Annotated in this window: 12 protein-coding genes; 6 read left to right on the top strand and 6 right to left on the bottom strand. The window is 65.5% G+C overall.

Translation table 11 applies throughout. From position 1 onward, the window contains the following. Positions 1 to 4: 4 nt before the first annotated feature. The 6 genes from ACFYRU_RS21025 to ACFYRU_RS21050 all read right to left on the bottom strand — a co-directional run bounded on the left by ACFYRU_RS21025 (position 5) and on the right by ACFYRU_RS21050 (position 7,801). On the bottom strand, positions 5 to 418 hold the full coding sequence (locus tag ACFYRU_RS21025; protein ID WP_387661418.1) for a CoA-binding protein: 414 nt from the start codon (positions 416 to 418) through the stop codon (positions 5 to 7). Between the two features lie 512 nt (positions 419 to 930). Next, positions 931 to 1,488 carry an SLATT domain-containing protein gene (locus tag ACFYRU_RS21030; RefSeq protein ID WP_387661421.1) on the bottom strand — a complete coding sequence of 186 codons (558 nt, stop codon included), beginning with the start codon at positions 1,486 to 1,488 and terminating at the stop codon, positions 931 to 933. Next, positions 1,485 to 4,583: an ATP-binding protein gene (locus ACFYRU_RS21035; protein WP_387661424.1), complete on the bottom strand. Its 3,099-nt coding sequence runs from the start codon at positions 4,581 to 4,583 to the stop codon at positions 1,485 to 1,487. Before ACFYRU_RS21035 ends, ACFYRU_RS21030 begins: the two co-directional genes overlap by 4 nt. Positions 4,584 to 4,727: 144 nt before the next feature. After that, positions 4,728 to 5,390: a LuxR C-terminal-related transcriptional regulator gene (locus ACFYRU_RS21040; RefSeq protein ID WP_387661427.1), complete on the bottom strand. Its 663-nt coding sequence runs from the start codon at positions 5,388 to 5,390 to the stop codon at positions 4,728 to 4,730. Further along, positions 5,375 to 6,646, bottom strand: a complete 1,272-nt coding sequence (locus tag ACFYRU_RS21045) for a sensor histidine kinase (protein WP_387661430.1) — start codon at positions 6,644 to 6,646, stop codon at positions 5,375 to 5,377. Before ACFYRU_RS21045 ends, ACFYRU_RS21040 begins: the two co-directional genes overlap by 16 nt. Before the next feature lie 315 nt (positions 6,647 to 6,961). Beyond that, positions 6,962 to 7,801 carry a LysR family transcriptional regulator gene (locus ACFYRU_RS21050; RefSeq protein ID WP_387661433.1) on the bottom strand — a complete coding sequence of 280 codons (840 nt, stop codon included), beginning with the start codon at positions 7,799 to 7,801 and terminating at the stop codon, positions 6,962 to 6,964. Positions 7,802 to 7,906: 105 nt separating this feature from the next. On the opposite strand from ACFYRU_RS21050, the gene ACFYRU_RS21055 reads away from it, so the two are divergent. From ACFYRU_RS21055 to ACFYRU_RS21080, 6 genes are all read left to right on the top strand, one after another. Continuing rightward, positions 7,907 to 8,626, top strand: a complete 720-nt coding sequence (locus tag ACFYRU_RS21055) for an SDR family oxidoreductase (protein WP_387661436.1) — start codon at positions 7,907 to 7,909, stop codon at positions 8,624 to 8,626. Positions 8,627 to 9,314: 688 nt separating this feature from the next. Next, entirely contained in the window at positions 9,315 to 10,082 is a 768-nt protein-coding gene (locus ACFYRU_RS21060) for an ABC transporter ATP-binding protein (RefSeq protein ID WP_387661439.1), read from the top strand. Beyond that, positions 10,082 to 12,025: an FtsX-like permease family protein gene (locus ACFYRU_RS21065; protein WP_387661442.1), complete on the top strand. Its 1,944-nt coding sequence runs from the start codon at positions 10,082 to 10,084 to the stop codon at positions 12,023 to 12,025. Before ACFYRU_RS21060 ends, ACFYRU_RS21065 begins: the two co-directional genes overlap by 1 nt. A gap of 58 nt (positions 12,026 to 12,083) precedes the next feature. Further along, a complete protein-coding gene (locus ACFYRU_RS21070) occupies positions 12,084 to 14,531 on the top strand; it encodes a DNA topoisomerase (ATP-hydrolyzing) subunit A (protein WP_387661445.1) in 2,448 nt (815 codons plus the stop codon). A gap of 4 nt (positions 14,532 to 14,535) precedes the next feature. Next, entirely contained in the window at positions 14,536 to 15,240 is a 705-nt protein-coding gene (locus tag ACFYRU_RS21075; RefSeq protein ID WP_387661448.1) for an LppX_LprAFG lipoprotein, read from the top strand. After that, positions 15,237 to 16,904, top strand: coding sequence for an MFS transporter (locus ACFYRU_RS21080; RefSeq protein ID WP_387661451.1), 1,668 nt, complete (start codon positions 15,237 to 15,239; stop codon positions 16,902 to 16,904). The genes ACFYRU_RS21075 and ACFYRU_RS21080 overlap by 4 nt, the downstream gene beginning before the upstream one ends. Positions 16,905 to 16,906: the final 2 nt, after the last annotated feature.

Genomic DNA, 16,906 nt, shown 5'->3' on the forward strand with positions numbered 1-16,906 from the left:
CCCTTCAGGAGGCCGGTCCGAGACGCCCCCACTCGATCGCCGGGCAGCGGTCCATCACCATCGTGAGTCCCGCCGCCGCCGTCCGCGCATAGGCGTCCTGATCAACTACATCGAGCTGGAACCACACCGCCTGCGCGTTGATTCCCACCGCCTGGTCAGCGATGTCGCCGGCCAGCTCGGACCGTACGAACACGTCCACGCAGTCCACCGGGAACGGGATGTCCGCGAGCGTCGCGTACCCCTGCTCGCCGTACACGGTCTCCGCGGCCGGATGGACCGGAACGATCCGCTTCCCATGCCCCTGCAGGAACCGCGCCACGCCGTACGCCGCCCGGCTCGTGTTGTTCGACAGCCCCACCACGGCCCACGTGTCGCACTCGGCCAGGATCTTCCGGATCGCCTCGTCCATCGAACTCATGTTCCAATTCTGGCTCGTACATCAATCGCGCGGACGCGGACGCCGAACGTTGCACGCCCGCACAACGTTGCAACGAACGCTCGATCGCGCCGCAGCTTGACGAGCAGGTCGACTTCGAAACCCGGCTACTGCGCCCACACCACTGAATAGGCCTGCCGTCAGGCGCACACTACTGGAGCACGACTCCCGCCCTGGCCCGATCGTACAAATCAATCTTCTGCACGGGAATCACAAGGCCCGCCCATAGCGCGCGTGCCGCCAGCTCCTGGCTGCGTGCAACCAGGAGCGTAACCGAGACCAACATCGGTGCACAGAGCGCAAATACAACCCAGCGGCCCGCGACCACACCGTCACGCGCAGCGAAAGCGGTCGCCGTCGAGCCATCTACGCGTCGAGCCTATAGACCATCGAGCCGTGCCGACGCCAAACCACACGACGCACGGCTGAGCCAGCGCACGACAGTAATCCTTCGATTGCCCAAACCGACGCTCCTTCCAGACCAAATCCGATCGTTAGGCCGAACCAACTGTTCGATCGACGCTCACTTCAGCGATCTCCCGGACGGATTCAAACTCGTCGACCCAAACCGAGGTCTCTTCGGCAATCACCCGGCCGAGGTCTGCAGAATATCGCCGCAAGATCGACCAGCGAGCTGTCTGATCCGCATCCTCAGACGATGCCCACTCAGCTTGCAGATTTAACAACCCTCTATTGCACATCATTGCGGTGGCGACATATCGGCTCCAAGATACCGAATAGCCGAAGTAACGATCTACCAGTTGGAATCCGCCGGCGATAGCCAGCAGTAGATAACCTAGAGCCGAATCCAATTGAGGAAAAATAGGCGAAGCGAGTGGAACTACGCCTCCAGTCACGCCAATAATCAATGACGAAAATCTCAGGTATTTCGAAATCTTCTGCTTCGACCGTTTGTGCACAAGGTACCACTCGACGACGGTGCAATACCTCGCAACCAGCGCACGGTAGTAATCAGCAGGATGAACCGACCCGCTCTCGCCGAGGTCAAGCCTGAAGGCGTGCAGGTCCCCAGTTCGATCTGAATCGTTCACTCTGGGCCACGCTCCCATCGCGAGACGTTGAACCAGGTCCATTCGGACCGCTCGAGCGCTTCTCGAACAGTACCCATATCAAGAAAATCAAAGTCGTGGCTTGCGTCGATGCGCTGGAGCATACGATCCACGAACAGCGGATCGTCTTCGCGCTGCTCAGCCGTAACAGCTTGGCCCGCCAGCCACGACAGAAACCATGCCATGAGTTCCGGATCAGTCTCGCGATCCCGTGACCTGATATTCATCAATGGCGAAGTCGGCAGGACGTATTGACGACCTGCCACAGTTATGAACTCGTACCCGTCGAGTCCGGCAACATCAATGTTATCCAAGTCAATAAAGACATGGAACACAGACTCGCGTTGACGATATCCGTACAGGTAAGGATTGGGCGCTCGATTGTTAAAATTGGAGAAGATTCGGTCGGCACTGCTAACGGTCGCGATCTGACCGTCCGCAAGCCTGCGCCAGCGAAGCTCTACCAAGCGTTGCTCAGAATTCATTTTGATTACTCGAGGCCCCCATTGCTCGAGGAACAGATCAGTCAGGAATCCAGGTGCGAGGCCACTGCACAGCAGAGGCACATCCTCAAGGACAAGCGGGCTTTCAACCGCAGACAGAATCTTCGCCAGAGAAGCTGTCGTCGGGATGGCGCCGAGCACATACTCCATATGCCGCGCCAAGACGCTGTCGATCGTCATCAATTGTTCATACTGACCCAGATCTGCTAGGGAGACCGCATGACGCTCACCATTCTCCTCGAGTACGAATGCCGATACGTCCTGCATTACCTTCGCGAGAAGCTTTGGCGACTCCAGCGACGTCTGACCCGGGCGGCGGCGACCGTCGTCCCGCCGAAAGACCGCAGCCACATACGCAATCTCTCGACTTGCTTTGGTCAGAGATGCTCGTCGCGCAGATTGCATCTCATTCAATTCTGACTGCAAGTGCGACGCATATCCTTGATATACGCGCATCAAGTATTCATCGTACTTCACACTTCTTTCGATTGCCGACCGGGCTACATTCGTCTGCGGCGCGTTGGCACCTGTCGCATCTGCTAAGGCAAAGATCGGACCATTCCTATCAGCAAAGCCAGGAACCGCGCCATTCACGAGAATCCCTTCGATACAGGATCCGACGCTCACAGGTTCGAAGCGGGATGTAGGATCGAGACGGTCGGCGGTTAGGAATTCCCACTGATCAAACCATTCGTTCCAGCGAACCGCATACGCTACTGACATCCCATGGACTTCAAACTCGCGAACCTCGACCTTCTCACCCCAATCGCCGATTAGGGCGCCTTCACTTTTCTCATAATTCGCGTGGGCGAGCAAGCTATGTTCCAATGCTTGCCTCACCGATTGAAATCCTATTGGGAGTAGCTCACCATCGTCGATCTGCAACGAGACCTGGCAGCGAGGAACCACGATCCATCGACGCAGGTGCGTTTCCAGATCGCGAAGGCGCGCCGATGGACGAACTTTGATCCGGATGAGTGTCCCGCCAGCGGATAGTCCAACCGGCAGTCCAGGATCTAGTTTATTAAGGAGCTTCATCAGATATTGACCGTGGACCGAGACGAGCTTCAAGTGCCGCGCAACCTCACCGTCCGGCGTCCTGGTTATCACATTGACTTCATCCGCGATCATGAAGGCCGTCAGTACGCCAATTCCGAACCTGCTAATTGAATGGAATCCAGGATGCTCTTTGATAAACTGTGCGTCTTGATATCGAGATGAACCGACCCTAAGAAAGTTTCGCTCCAAGATCTCCTCGGACATGCCAGTTCCATTGTCTTCGATCTCCAGAACGCGGTCATCGGGATACCAGCGGGTGTTAATCTGAGGCTCATACTCAACACCCTTGATCTTCTCCAGGTACTGTCGTAGGCGGACTGCATCTATGGCATTCTGGAGAAGCTCCCTGATCACAACATTACTATCGTTGTACAGCGTATGACCTGTCAGAAGATCGAGTACTTTTCCGTGGTCCAGCTTGAACTGGAACGGCTGGGTGACGAACCCTTCCGCATCAACGTTCGAGCTGTCGATTCGCTGCCACGGAAATTGATGAGGAAGTTTATACTTACGTGCTGAAGCTGTGGCCCAGGCTTCACATTGCGCGATCTCCTTCGACGCATACTGCAAGTAGGTAGTCAGGCCAAAGAATCCATCCGAATCCGCGAATGTCGCATGCACCTCAATCTCAGTAGGTGCGATCGAATCGTCGACCTCGCCATCATCGTTATATGCAGGTCTCATGCGAACGGACCGAACCGCGTTTTGCTTCGACCACTCGACTTGGCTTGTCGGATTCGTCGGATTAATGATGCTATATGCGACAGCAGGTGCCCGGTCACTGGTTATATGTAAGAGGTCCGCAGCTCTAAGCAAGATTGCGCAATATTGTAGATTGGCGGTCTCCTCGTCTGAGGACCCATAAGGCTTATTGACGACATACTTGTCGGTATCGTATATGTCGTCCAGGTGATGACTCTGGCATACGAGCCCCAAGTCCGCGACAAACGTCGGATGAAGGTTGCGCACCATATCTGTCAGCAACGCCGTGACCGCTGGGTCTAGGCCGATTGAAGGGTCTGGATTTGCGGTCAACCATGATCGAATCCGTGCCGCATGGTTCTGTCGAACGAACTCCTGATAGAAGAACCGTTCTTTGGCATCGGACTCCAGGTCCCGAAACCACGGGCTCTCCAGTATTGCCGTATAACTCTCTCTTCCTTCAAACGAGGCTTGAAATTCTCCGAACTTCGTCTTATCTCGAGCATCATATTCAGCGCGAGTCACCAGGAGGCCGAAGTCATGGAGATAGGTAGACAGTACTACCATCAGCCAGTCAGACACACTCATCTTTTCACGAGTGTCCGGCGGCACAAGCCAGTTGTATCGCTTCAACACTCCATCGACATGAGAAATATCATGCTTAGTGTATTCGTCGAAGAGCCCAAACCGTCCGATTTGCCCGAGGGCTTCCGATGCCTGGTTCCGAAAGTGATCCAAACTGAACCCTGAAAACGCTTCCAGCGTTCCAGCCTTAGCTGCTTGCTCTTCTGCAAACGACAGTGTGCGATTCATATTCCCCCCTAAAGAATACGGCCCGACAAACGCGCCGAGCGAGCGATGTTACTGAACACAGTGGAGCCTTGGAATATGTAGGCAGGCACCGTATCCATATTGATACTCAAAGCGCGCGCCAACTCGTGCTGCCCAGGTACTGACTTACCCCCTCAGATATGTCAGTACGGCGGACACTCGGCGGTCGAGTCCGTCGTCGAGCTGCAGCTTCGCGAAGATGTTGCCGACGTGTTTGCGTACGGCGGCCTCACTGACCACGAGCTGCTCCGCGATCGCGCCGTTCACCCGGCCCTCCGCCATCAGCGCGAGCACCTCGAGCTCGCGTGGGGTGAGCGCCGACAGCGGGCCGTCGTTCCGCCGCCGCGCGAGCAACTGGCGGACGACCTCGGGGTCGACGACCGTACCGCCGCCCGCGACGCGGTCGAGCGACTCGAGGAACTCGGTCACGTGGCCGACCCGGTCCTTCAGCAGGTACCCGATGCCGCCGGTCGTTGTCTCGAGCAACGTCGACAGGTAGGCGTCCGCCACGTACTGCGACAGCACCAGGATCCCGATCGCCGGCAGTTCCGCCCTGATCGCGGCCGCGGCCCGCAGGCCCTCGTCACTGTGTCCGGGCGGCATCCGTACGTCGGTGATCACCACGTCCGGCGGATCCTTGCGGACCACCGCGAGCAGCGTGTCCGCGTCGCCGACCTGGTCCCGGACCTCGTGCCCGGCGCGATCGAGAATGCTGGCCAGACCCTCTCTCAGCAACAACGAGTCCTCCGCCAGCACGATGCTCAATCTGGGGCTCAGCCGAGTCGGCACGGGCACTCCATCCTCAATCGGGTCGGTCCACCGGATGGGCTGTCGACGTCGAGTGTGCCGCCCAACGCGTCCAGCCTGGTCACCAGACCCGTCAACCCGGTCCCTGCACCGAGTCTCGCACCACCGGCACCGTCGTCCTGCACGGTGACCACGAGTCGGTCCCGGTCCACCCAGCCCGATACCTCGCACTTGGTCGCCTGCGCGTGTTTCGCGACGTTCCCCAGCGCTTCGCTGATCACGAAGTACGCCGCCGCCTCGATCGGCGCCGGCAGCCGGTACGGCAGCGTCATGTTGAGCGTCACCGGGAGCGGCATCCGGTCCGCGACCTCGCGGGCGGCGGCCTCGAGCCCGTGGTCGACGAGTACGCGCGGATGGATCCCCCGTACGGCCGCCCGTAGATCGGCCAGCGCTGCCTCCGCCTCGGCGTGCGCCTTCACCACGAGCCGGCGCCCCTCCCCCTCGGGCAGATCGAGCTCGGCCAGCCCGAGCGTCATCGTCAGCCCGACCAGCCGCTGCTGTACGCCGTCGTGCAGGTGCCGCTCGATCCGCGCCCGCTCGGTCTCGAACGCGTCGACCAGGTCCAGCCGCGAACGCCGGACCTCGGCCAGGTTGCGCTGCAACTCCTCCTGCCGCGGTCCGAGCATCGCCTTCGCCAGCGACGCCTCGGCGCCGGCGATGACGCCGAGCAGGTACGAGCTGACCGCGTAGAACGGAGGCCCGAACAGGACGAGGAACAGCAGCCCTTCGCCGAACGTGTCCAGCTTCCAGTTCCACATCGCCACGTCGTCGTTAGTGGCGAGGAACGGCGTCGCGAGGGTGATGCCGAGGACGGTCGCGCTGAGCCCGCCGAACAGCGCGCTCACCGGCCAGATGAACGTACCGAGCACGAAGCTGTACCCGAGCGCGCGCATCGACGCCTGCTCCCGCCGCCGGAACGCCAGCCGCTTCCGGACCGACAGCCCGATCGGCAGCGCGGCGTGCGGACTCGGGATCCCTTCGATCAGCATCAACCCGGCCCGGCGGCGTTCGACCCACCCGATCGCCGCGCCGATCAACGGGAACGCCGTCAGCATCAGGATCCCGATCAGAATCGGACTCAGCAACGCACTGAGCGCCGCCAGCCCGACCAGCACCGTGATCGCCAGCCCACCCATCGGAATGGACGACAACAGGTACGCGTACACCCGCCAAGGCCACGCCGAAACCAGGTAACGCGGCGAAGCCAACGCACCCCAAACCGTCCCGACACCCTCCACCATCCCAACCCTAAGCGCCCACCCCACCCCCAGGCGGTAGCGCCCGCGCTACTCCCCCTTCTGTTCGGCGGCGCGCGGGATGCCCCACCCGGCGCACCACCGAGAGCGAGGCAGCCGGTCCGCGGCTCGGCCAGCCCGCCGATCAACCATGGTGGGGAGGATTTACCGCCCGAACCGGGCCAAAAGCCTCCCCAGGTGGTCAACTCCGCGGCCGATGGAGACGACATCTCGCCCGCCCTGATCGAGGCCATGACCTCTGCAGGCGAACGCCAACGGCGATTGCGCGACATCGATTCTGGCGAGTTGGCTGTCCCGTCAGAGGCGTGTTGCGGTGTGGACGAGGTCGGCGACGGCTTGGGATCTGCTGTGGGGCGGCCAGGCGATGACGGTCGTGACGGCTGGTGCGTCCGGCACCGGCACGGCGGCGAGGTCGTCGGTCAGCTCGTCTCGGGACGACTCGGGCGCGACGACGCAGGCCCGTCCGAGCGCGATGAGTTGGAACAGTTGGGTGTGGTCGCGGACCTGCGGACCGGGGCCGTTCGGATAGGTACGGTCCCACTCGGGCCAACGCGGCAGCGGCAGGTCAGTCTGCGCGTTGATCTCGTCCAATGACAGTTGCGACCGACCGGCGAGGGGATGACCTGCGGGCAGGACCACCACCTGCTGTTCGCTGTGCAGATCCTCGGTGTCGAAGCCGGCCGTCGTGTCGTACGGCCTGTGGAGCAGAGCAACGTCAGCACGCCCGGTACGCAACAGACCTTCCGGCTCGCCAGGACCGCACAGCACCACCTCGACGGGCACCGCGCGCGGTTCAGCGGCGTACGCGTCCAGAAGCTTCGACAACAGTTCCCTGGACGCCCCGGCCTTGGCCGCCAGCACCACGCGCGGCTGATCGGCCGCGGCGCGGCGGGTGCGCCGCTCGGCAGCTTCGACCGCGTTGAGCGCGGTCCGGGCCTCCCGCAGCAGTACGGACCCGGCGTCGGTCAAGGTGATTGCGCGGGCGGTACGGTGCAGCAGTACGACTCCGAGCCGCCGTTCGAGCTGCTGGATCGCCCGCGACAGCGGTGGTTGCGCCATCGCGAGCCGCTGTGCCGCCCGCCCGAAGTGCAACTCTTCCGCGACGGCGACGAAGTATCGCAGCTCCCGCGTCTCCACCCGCGCATCGTATCCGGCGCTGACCACGATCAATACCCGTGCGGTATCGCCGCGCACCCGACCGGTCTTGGACGCCTCGGCCTGGTCCGCCACATGATCGACGGCATGAGTGAACGGACTGTCGCGCTGGTGACCGGCGCGAACAAGGGAATCGGGTACGAGATCGCCGCGGGCCTCGGGGCACTTGGTTGGCGAATCGGCGTAGGCGCAAGGGATCAGCATCGCCGCGAGACGGCGGTGGAGAAGCTGCGCGCGAGCGGTACCGACGCGTTCGGCGTCCCGCTCGACGTAACCGACGACGCAAGCGTGGCCGCCGCGGCCGAACTCATCGCCGACCATGCCGGCGGACTCGACGTACTGGTCAACAACGCCGCGATCACCGGGCCGATGCCGCAGACGCCGACGACGCTTGAACCCACGACCGTACGAACTGTGATGGAAACCAACGTGATCGGCGTCATCCGCGTCACCAACGCCATGCTGCCGATGCTGCGCCGCTCCACAGCACCGCGAATCGTGAACATGTCCAGCAGCGTCGGCTCACTCGCCCTGCAAACCGCACCCGACACGGACCTGCTGCCCACCGCGTACTTGGCCTCGAAGACGTACCTCAACGCCCTCACCATCCAGTACGCCAAAGAACTCAGCGACACCAACATCCTGGTCAACGCGGGCTGCCCCGGCTTCACCGCCACCGACCTGAACGGCTTCCGCGGCACCCGCACCCCACAACAGGCCGCCACCATCGCAATCCACCTCGCAACCCTCCCCAACAACAGCCCAACCGGCACCTTCTCCAACGACACCGGCCCAATCCCCTGGTAAACACACAGCTTCCATAGGCGTACCGCCCGAAGTGCGCCCACACCTCCACGGAGCCCGGGCAGCGGGACGGCCCGCGCTCCACCACATGCGACCACATGTCAGCCACGGCGTAGTCGTGTCCTCCTGGCCACCCGCCCGGTGAGTGCCTGCAGCCGACCGCCCCGCCCCGCGAACGCCTGCACCTTCGCCGCAGCCCGTTCACGGCGGTACGGTCCGCGCACCACCGCAGGCAGCCGCTAGACAGCCGCCGTGAAGCGGTGTCCTTCGGGGCGACCCGCCCAGCGAATGCCTCCAGCCAGCCGCCCCGCCCGGCGACGCGTGCACCTTGGCCGGAGCCACCTCCACGACAGGACTGGCCCACGCACCGCCGCAGGCAGCACCAAGACAACCGCCGCGAAGCGGCTCCCCTTCGATCGTCCCGCTCGGCGAACGCCCGCAGCCGAGCACCGTGTCCGGTGAACGCATGCACATTCGCCGGAGCACTCCCACGACAGGACGGGTCCGCGCGCCGGCGGAGGCGGCCAACAAAACAGCCGCGTAGCGGTGTCCTTTGAGCGGCCCGCTTGGCGGGCCGTCGCGACGCGGTGTCCTTTGGGGGCTTAGCACCAGGGTGTTGGTAGCGCGGGCGCTACTCGGGTTTCGCGTGGGGGCCAGGGTTTGGGGTGGGTGGGGGCGGTTGGGTTGGAGTATGACCGTTACTGCGCCGACGTACCCGCCTGTCGTACCTGTTGAGCCGCCGGCCTTGTTGTTGGACGGGATCACCAAGACGTACCGCTCCAAGGCTGGTGCTGTCGAGGCATTGCGTGGGGTGACGTACCACTTCGCGCGCGGGTCGTTCACCGCAGTGATGGGGCCGTCCGGGTCGGGCAAGTCGACGTTGCTGCAGTGTGCTGCGGGGCTCGACCAGCCGACTACGGGGAACGTCGTACTGAACGGGGTCACGCTGCGGACGCTCAACGAGGTGGAGCTCACGAAGCTGCGGCGGGGCGAGATGGGGTTTGTGTTCCAGGCGTACAACCTGCTGCCGTCGCTGACGGTGTACGACAACGTCGCACTCCCTCTGCGGCTCACGGGACGCCGGCCGGCGCGGGGCGACGTACTGCGCGTGCTCGAGCAGGTCGGGCTGGACGGGAAGGCCAAGCGGCGGCCTGCGGAGTTGTCCGGTGGGCAGCAGCAGCGGGTCGCGATCGCGCGGGCGCTCATCACCAAGCCGTCGGTGTTCTTCGCGGACGAGCCGACCGGCGCGCTGGACAGCGGTACTAGTCGCCAGATCCTCGGACTGTTGCGCGAGGCAACCGATCGCGCCGGGCAGACCGTGGTGATGGTCACCCACGACCCGGTCGCGGCCGCGTACGCCGAACGCGTCCTGTTCCTGTCCGACGGGTTGCTCGCCGGCCACCTCGACCGAGCCACCCCGGCGCAGATCGCCGCGGCGATGAGCGACCTGGAGCGCTGATGTTCTATCTGAGCCGACAGACGGTCGGCCGGCACCGGGCGCTGTACGCCGGCGCGTTCGTCGCGCTTGCGGTTGGGGTGTTCATGCTCGGGCTAGGGGCGACCGCGACGGCTGCCACCATCGCGTACCAGCTGCCCGCGTCGGCGTCGATCGGCGTGACTACGCTCGGTGGGGCGGATACGCCGGCGCAGCATGTGCGGGTGGCGCTGGCGGGTGGTGATGTGTCGGGGTTGCAGACCGTGCTGAGCATGGTCGGGGTCATCTGTGGGTTCATCACGATCTTCGTGATCGCGAGTACGTTCGCGTTCGCGGTCGCGTCGCGGCGGCGGGAGCTCGGGTTGTTGCGGTTGGTCGGGGCGACGCCGCGGCAGATCCGCCGGATGATTCTCGGGGAGGCGCTGGTCGTCGCGTTCGCGGCGTCGCTCACCGGAGCGGTTGCCGCGCAGCTCGCAACCCCGTTGCTGCTGCGGAAGGCGTCGTACACGGAACTGGCGCCGGTGAAGCTCGAACCGGCGTCGCCGTGGGTGCCGCTCGCGATCGCCGTCGGTGCGGGGATGCTGGTCGCGATGCTCGGCGCCCGGTCCGCGGCCCGGCGGGCGGGGAAGGTCGCGCCGGTCGACGCGCTGCGTGAGGCCGACCTCGAGCCGCCGCGGATCGGGCCGGTACGGATCGTGTTCGGCCTGCTGTTCCTGGCCGGCGCGCTGACGATGCTGGCGCTGATCCGACCGTCGTCGGGTGACGGCGCCGTACCGCTGGCGATGTTCACGCCGATGGTGATGGTGATCGCGCTGACGCTCCTCGCTCCCCTTGTCATACCTCTGCTAGGACGGCTGTGGGCGGCGCCGCTGGTCGCGTGGACGCACATCTCGGGTCGGTTGGCCCGCAGCAACGTGACCGCTGCCCCTCGCCGCAGTGCCTCGCTGGCCGCGCCGATCTTGGCGATCTCAGCCATCGCGGGTTCGATGGTGCTCAGCTTGAGCTTCGCGGCTGACAGTTCCGCCGCCGCCATACGGGATGCCGTACGCGCGCCGATCGTCGTCACCGGAGCAGCACCCGTTGAGGGCCCAGGGGTTAAAGCGGTGGATGCCGGGGTGCCGACTCAGTTGGTGCGGGTGGCGGAGGATTATGCGGAGCTCGAGGACGCTGAGGGGATCGATCCGGCGGTCGCCACCCAGACGCGGGATCTCGGGGTACTGAGCGGTGACCTGAACCAACTGACCGGACAGACTGTTGCTATCAGCAAGGAAATGCCGGGGTTCGAGCACTACCGGGTCGGGGACGAGATCCCGGTGGTGTTCGTCGATCGGACGCCGGCCAAGCTGCGGGTAGTGGCGATCCTGAAGGACGCGTTCGGCGTCAATCCGTCGTTCCTGATCCCGCTCGACGTCGCCCGCAGGCACGCGCCCGACGCCAAGGTCGAGCGCAGCTTCGTCCTCCCGGCGGACGGCGTGGCGCCCACCGACCTCGTGAAGCGCATGCCGAACGCCCAGCTCGCCACCGACTGGGAGGCCGACCAGGCGAAGGGCCTGCGCAAGGGCAACCAGCTCGGCCTGGTGATCCTGCTCGGACCGGCCGCGCTCTACAGCGCCATCGCGATCGTCAACACCTTGCTGATGAGCAGCCTGCAGCGGCGCCACGAGTTCGTCACGTCCCGGCTACTCGGCGCGACGGGCGCCCAGCTGCGGCGGATGGTCCTGTGGGAGTCTTCGCTGGTCGGCGCGGTCGCTCTCAGTCTCGGCACGGCGATCACCGTCACTGTCGGTGTTCTCCTCCGGCATGCCATGACGTCCGGGCTGGCGGACGTACCGTTGACGGTCCCGTGGGGTGTGCTGCTGGGTATCGGCGGACTTTGTCTGACCCTGGCGGTAGGGTCCGCTCTGGCCCCGACTGCGTACCTTCTGCGGGTCGTGGGCCGGGAATTGGTGGGTCACCAGGGAGAATAGGTACGGCGCCAACCGTCGCGGCGCCGGTACCACTTGATCGAGGAGTTCGTAGAACCGTATGGCACGCCGTACCAGCACCGCCGAACCCGAGGACTTCGAGGAGCACATCCTCGACGTCGACGTCTCCGACGAGATGCGCACCAGCTACCTCGAGTACGCCTACTCGGTGATCTACTCCCGAGCGCTCCCGGACGCGCGGGACGGGCTGAAGCCGGTCCAGCGCCGGATCCTGTTCTCGATGGCGGAGAACAACATCCGCCCCGACCGCGGCCACGTGAAGTCGGCCCGCGTCGTCGGTGAAGTGATGGGTAAGTACCACCCACACGGCGACGGCGCCATCTACGACGCCCTGGTCCGCACCGCCCAGCCCTGGTCGATGCGGGTCCCGCTGATCGACGGCCACGGCAACTTCGGATCTCTGGACGATGGTCCGGCCGCGATGCGATACACCGAGTGCCGGATGGCGCCGTCGGCGATGGCGATGACGAACGGGCTGGACGAGAACGTCGTCGACTTCCGGCCGAACTACGACGGCCAGGAGGAGGAGCCGTCGGTCCTGCCGGCCGCCTTCCCGAACCTGCTGGTCAACGGCGCCGCCGGGATCGCGGTCGGGATGGCCACCAACATGGCTCCGCACAACCTGGTCGAGGTGATCCAGGCGCTCCGGCACCTGATCAAGACGCCGGGCGCCGACCTGGACGACCTGATGCGGTTCGTGCCCGGCCCGGACCTGCCGACCGGCGGCAAGATCGTCGGCCTGGAAGGCATCAAGGACGCGTACGCGACCGGGCGCGGCAGCTTCAAGATGCGCGCCACCGCCCGGATCGAGAACGTCACCCCGCGCCGCAAGGGCATCGTGGTCACCGAACTGCCGTACTCGGTCGGCCCGGAGAAGGTGATCGAGAAGATCAAGACCCTGGTGCAGAGCAAGAAGCTCCAGGGCATCGCCGACGTCAAGGACCTGACCGACCGGACGCACGGCACCCAGCTGGTGATCGAGGTCAAGAACGGCTTCGTCCCCGAGGCGCTGCTGGAGCAGCTCTACAAGCTGACCCCGCTCGAGGACGCGTTCCACGTCAACAACGTCTGCCTGGTCGAGGGCCAGCCGCGGACGCTCGGCCTGAAGGAACTCCTCGAGGTCTACCTCGACCACCGGTACGTCGTGACCCGGCGGCGCAGCGAGTTCCGCCGGAAGAAGGCGCAGGACCGGCTGCACATCGTCGACGGCCTGCTGATCGCGATCCTGGACATCGACGAGGTCATCCAGGTGATCCGCAGCAGCGACGACTCGGCCGCGGCCCGGTCCCGGCTGATCGAGATCTACGACCTGTCCGAGATCCAGGCGAACTACATCCTGGACATGCCGCTGCGCCGGCTGACGAAGTTCTCCAAGCTCGAACTGGAGACCGAGAAGGGCGAGCTGGAGCGCGAGATCGAGGCGCTGACCGCGATCATCGAGGACCCTGCACTGCTCCGCAAGATGGTCTCCGACGAGCTCGCCGAGGTCGCCAAGACGTACGGGACGCCGCGCCGGACCGTGCTGCTGGAGTCGTCCGGCGCGACCAAGACGGCCGCCGTGCCGCTCGAGGTCAGCGACGACCCGTGCTGGATCCTGATGAGCTCCACCGGGCTGCTGGCCCGGACCAACGGCGTCGAGCCGTTCGGTGCCACCGAGTCGCGGGCCAAGCACGACGCGATCGTGTCCGCGATCAAGAGCACCGCCCGTGGTCAGTACGGGCTGGTCACCAGTGCCGGCCGGCTGATCCGGCTCGAGTCGCTCGACCTGCCCGCCGTACCGACGACGGCGAACGCGCCGAACCTGCAGGGTGGCGCGCCGATCGCGGAGTTCGTGTCGCTGGACCCGGGCGAGAAGGCGCTCGCACTGACCACGATGGATCCGGAGTCGGTCGGGGTCGCGCTGGGAACGACCGGCGGCGTGGTGAAGCGGGTCGTACCGGACCACCTGAGCAACCGGGACTCGTGGGAGATCATCGGCCTGAAGGACGGCGACGAGGTGATCGGCGCGGTCGAGCTGACCACCGGCGACGAGGAGCTGTGCTTCATCACGTCGGACGCGCAGCTCCTGCACTTCCCGGCCTCCGCCGTACGGCCGCAGGGCCGGACCGCGGGCGGTATGGCCGGCGTACGGCTCGCGGCCAACGCGAAAGTCGTGTTCTTCGGTGCTGTGGACACCGCCCGCGAGGCGCAGGTCGTCACGATCGCGGGCTCGTCATCGGCGCTGCCGGGGACCGAGGTCGGCGCGGTGAAGGTCACGCCGTTCAGCGAGTACCCGGGCAAGGGCCGCGGGACCGGTGGTGTGCGCTGCCAGCGACTGCTCAAGGGTGAGGACGGCCTGCTGCTCGGGTACGTCGGCGCCGCGCCGGTGAAGGCCAGCGCGAGCAGTGGTGCGCCGGTCGAGCTGCCGCCGGTCGACCCGCGGCGCGACGGTTCCGGCGTACCGGTGGCGCAGCCGATCGCTGCGTGCGCTTCCGATCTGGCAGGCTGATCCCGTGAAGAGAGTGCTCGCGCTCTGCGCGGTCGTCGCCCTTGCGCTGACGGGCTGCAGTGGCAAGAAGGACACCGGCGGCGGAAACAGCGGCGGTGACGACGCGGTCGCGCTGCTGACCGGTGCGAAGCAGGCGATCGACCAGGCGGCCAGCGTGCACATCGTGCTGACCGGGCGTGACCTGCCCGCCGACGCGCAGACGCTGGCCAGCGGTGACGGCGTCGCCACGCACGCGCCGGCTTTCAAGGGCAAGCTGACCGTCAACACGAACGGCTCCTCGCTCGACGCCGAGGTCGTCGCCGTCGGCAGCAAGGTCTACGCGAAGGTGTCGTTCTCGCCGGCCTTCATCGAGTTGTCGCCGAGCCAGCTGGCCGGGCTCGGCGCGCCGGACCCGGCGATCCTGCTCGACCCGGCGAAGGGCCTCACCGCGGTACTGCCGACGTTGAAGGACCCGAAGGTCAAGGGCCAGACCCGCGACGGTTCGAAGGTCCTCACCGAGGTCACCGGATCCGTCGAGGGCAAGTCGCTGCAGGGCATCTTCCCGAAGGCGCCGGCCGACCAGGACTTCCCGAGCTCGTTCAAGATCGACAAGTCCACCAAGCAGTTGGTGTCGGCGACCATCACCGGCCCGTTCTACTCCGGTGCCACCAGCAGCTACGACGTCACCCTCGACAAGTACGGCGAGAAGGTCGAGATCACCAAACCGTGAGCCCGAGCTCGGCGCGGACCCGGCTGACGCTCGCGTCCATCGCGGTCGCGTTCGCGGCCGCCGACACGTACGTCGTGGTGCTGGCGTTGCCGGACATGATGACCGGGGTCGGGTTGTCCGCGGACGAACTGCAGCGGGCGGCGCCGATCATCTCGGGGTTCCTGCTCGGGTACATCGCGGTGCTGCCGTTGATCGGCCGGATCGCCGACGTGGTCGGGCGTACGCCGGTACTCGTCGGGGCGTTGCTGTTGTTCGCGGTCGGGTCGTTGGTGACAGCCGGGGCGTACGACCTGCCGCTGGTGGTAACCGGTCGGTTTCTTCAGGGCGTCGGCGGTGGCGGGCTGGTGCCTGCCACGCTGGCCCTGGTCGCCGATCTGTGGCCGGCCGAGCGGCGCGGACTGCCGCTGGGTGTGGTCGGCGCGGTCCAAGAACTCGGGTCGGTGCTCGGGCCGTTGCTGGGCGCTGCAGTGCTCGCGGTGGCCGACTGGCGGTACATTTTCTGGCTCAATCTGGTGGTTGCTCTCGTCCTCGCGTTGAGCCTCCGCGGTCGGCGACGGCCTCCCCCGTCAGCTGTCGTCGGGGTGCTCGCGTGCGTTGCCCTTGGACTCACGCTGACTGCTCCAGAGCGTCTTGCGTCGGGCGTGACGCTCGGGCTGCCGTTCGTACCGTTCACAGGTACGTCGCGGCTGCTGACGCCGATCGGTGTCGCCACCTTGGTGCTGGCGTTCGTGTGGCTGGCACTGGTGCTGTGGCGGACTCGCGGGCATCTGCACGGTCTGCTGTCGCAAGTGGATCTCGTAGGCGCCTTGTTGCTGGCTCTCGCGCTCGCGGGTGTCGTCCTGGCGTTCGCCACGGCCGACCCCGAGAAGCAGTTGATGTCGCCGGCCGGACCGTGGCTGCTGGTCGCTGCCGCGGTTTTCGCGATCGCGTTCGCGTTGTGGCAACGCCGTACGGCCGCCGCGATCGTGCCGCGCGGCCTGCTCGGTGCGCGTCCCGCCTGGGGGTCGTTGCTGGTCAGTTTCCTGATCGGTTGCGCGCTGATCGCGGCGCTGGTCGACGTACCGGTCTTCGCGCGCGCCACGCAGGGCGGCGGACAGCTCGCGGCGGCGCTGGTGCTGCTGCGGTTCCTGGTCGCGCTGCCGATCGGCGCGGTGGCCGGCGGGTGGCTGACGCGGCGGTACGGGCTCGGGCTGATCACCGGCGTCGGCCTCGCGCTGTCCGGGGCGATGTTCCTGGTGATGGCGTTCTGGAGCCGTACGGCGCTCGACCACTGGCCCGCGACCGTCGTACTGCTCGTCTGCGGCTTCGGGTTCGGGCTCGCGCTCTCGCCGGTGAACACCGCGATGCTCGGCGCGACCCCCGCCGGCAGCCACGGACTGGTCAGCGCGCTCGTGGTGGTCGCGCGGATGGTCGGCATGCTGGTCGGCGTGTCCGCGCTCACCGCGATCGGTCTGCGCCGGTACTACGCGATTGCCGACGGCATCAAATCCCCCAACGAACTCTGCCCGTCCACGCCCGCGAACTGCCGGCCGTACGTCGACGCCCTGCTGGACGCGGCCGTTTCACAAGTTCACGCAATCTTCGCCGGTGCCGCCGTGTGCGCCTTGCTGGCCGCCGTTCTCGGCCTGTTCCTGCTCGGCCGGAGTGGTACAGCGCACACATGATG

This window comes from Kribbella sp. NPDC004536 (genome assembly GCF_042873835.1).
GTDB lineage: Bacteria > Actinomycetota > Actinomycetes > Propionibacteriales > Kribbellaceae > Kribbella.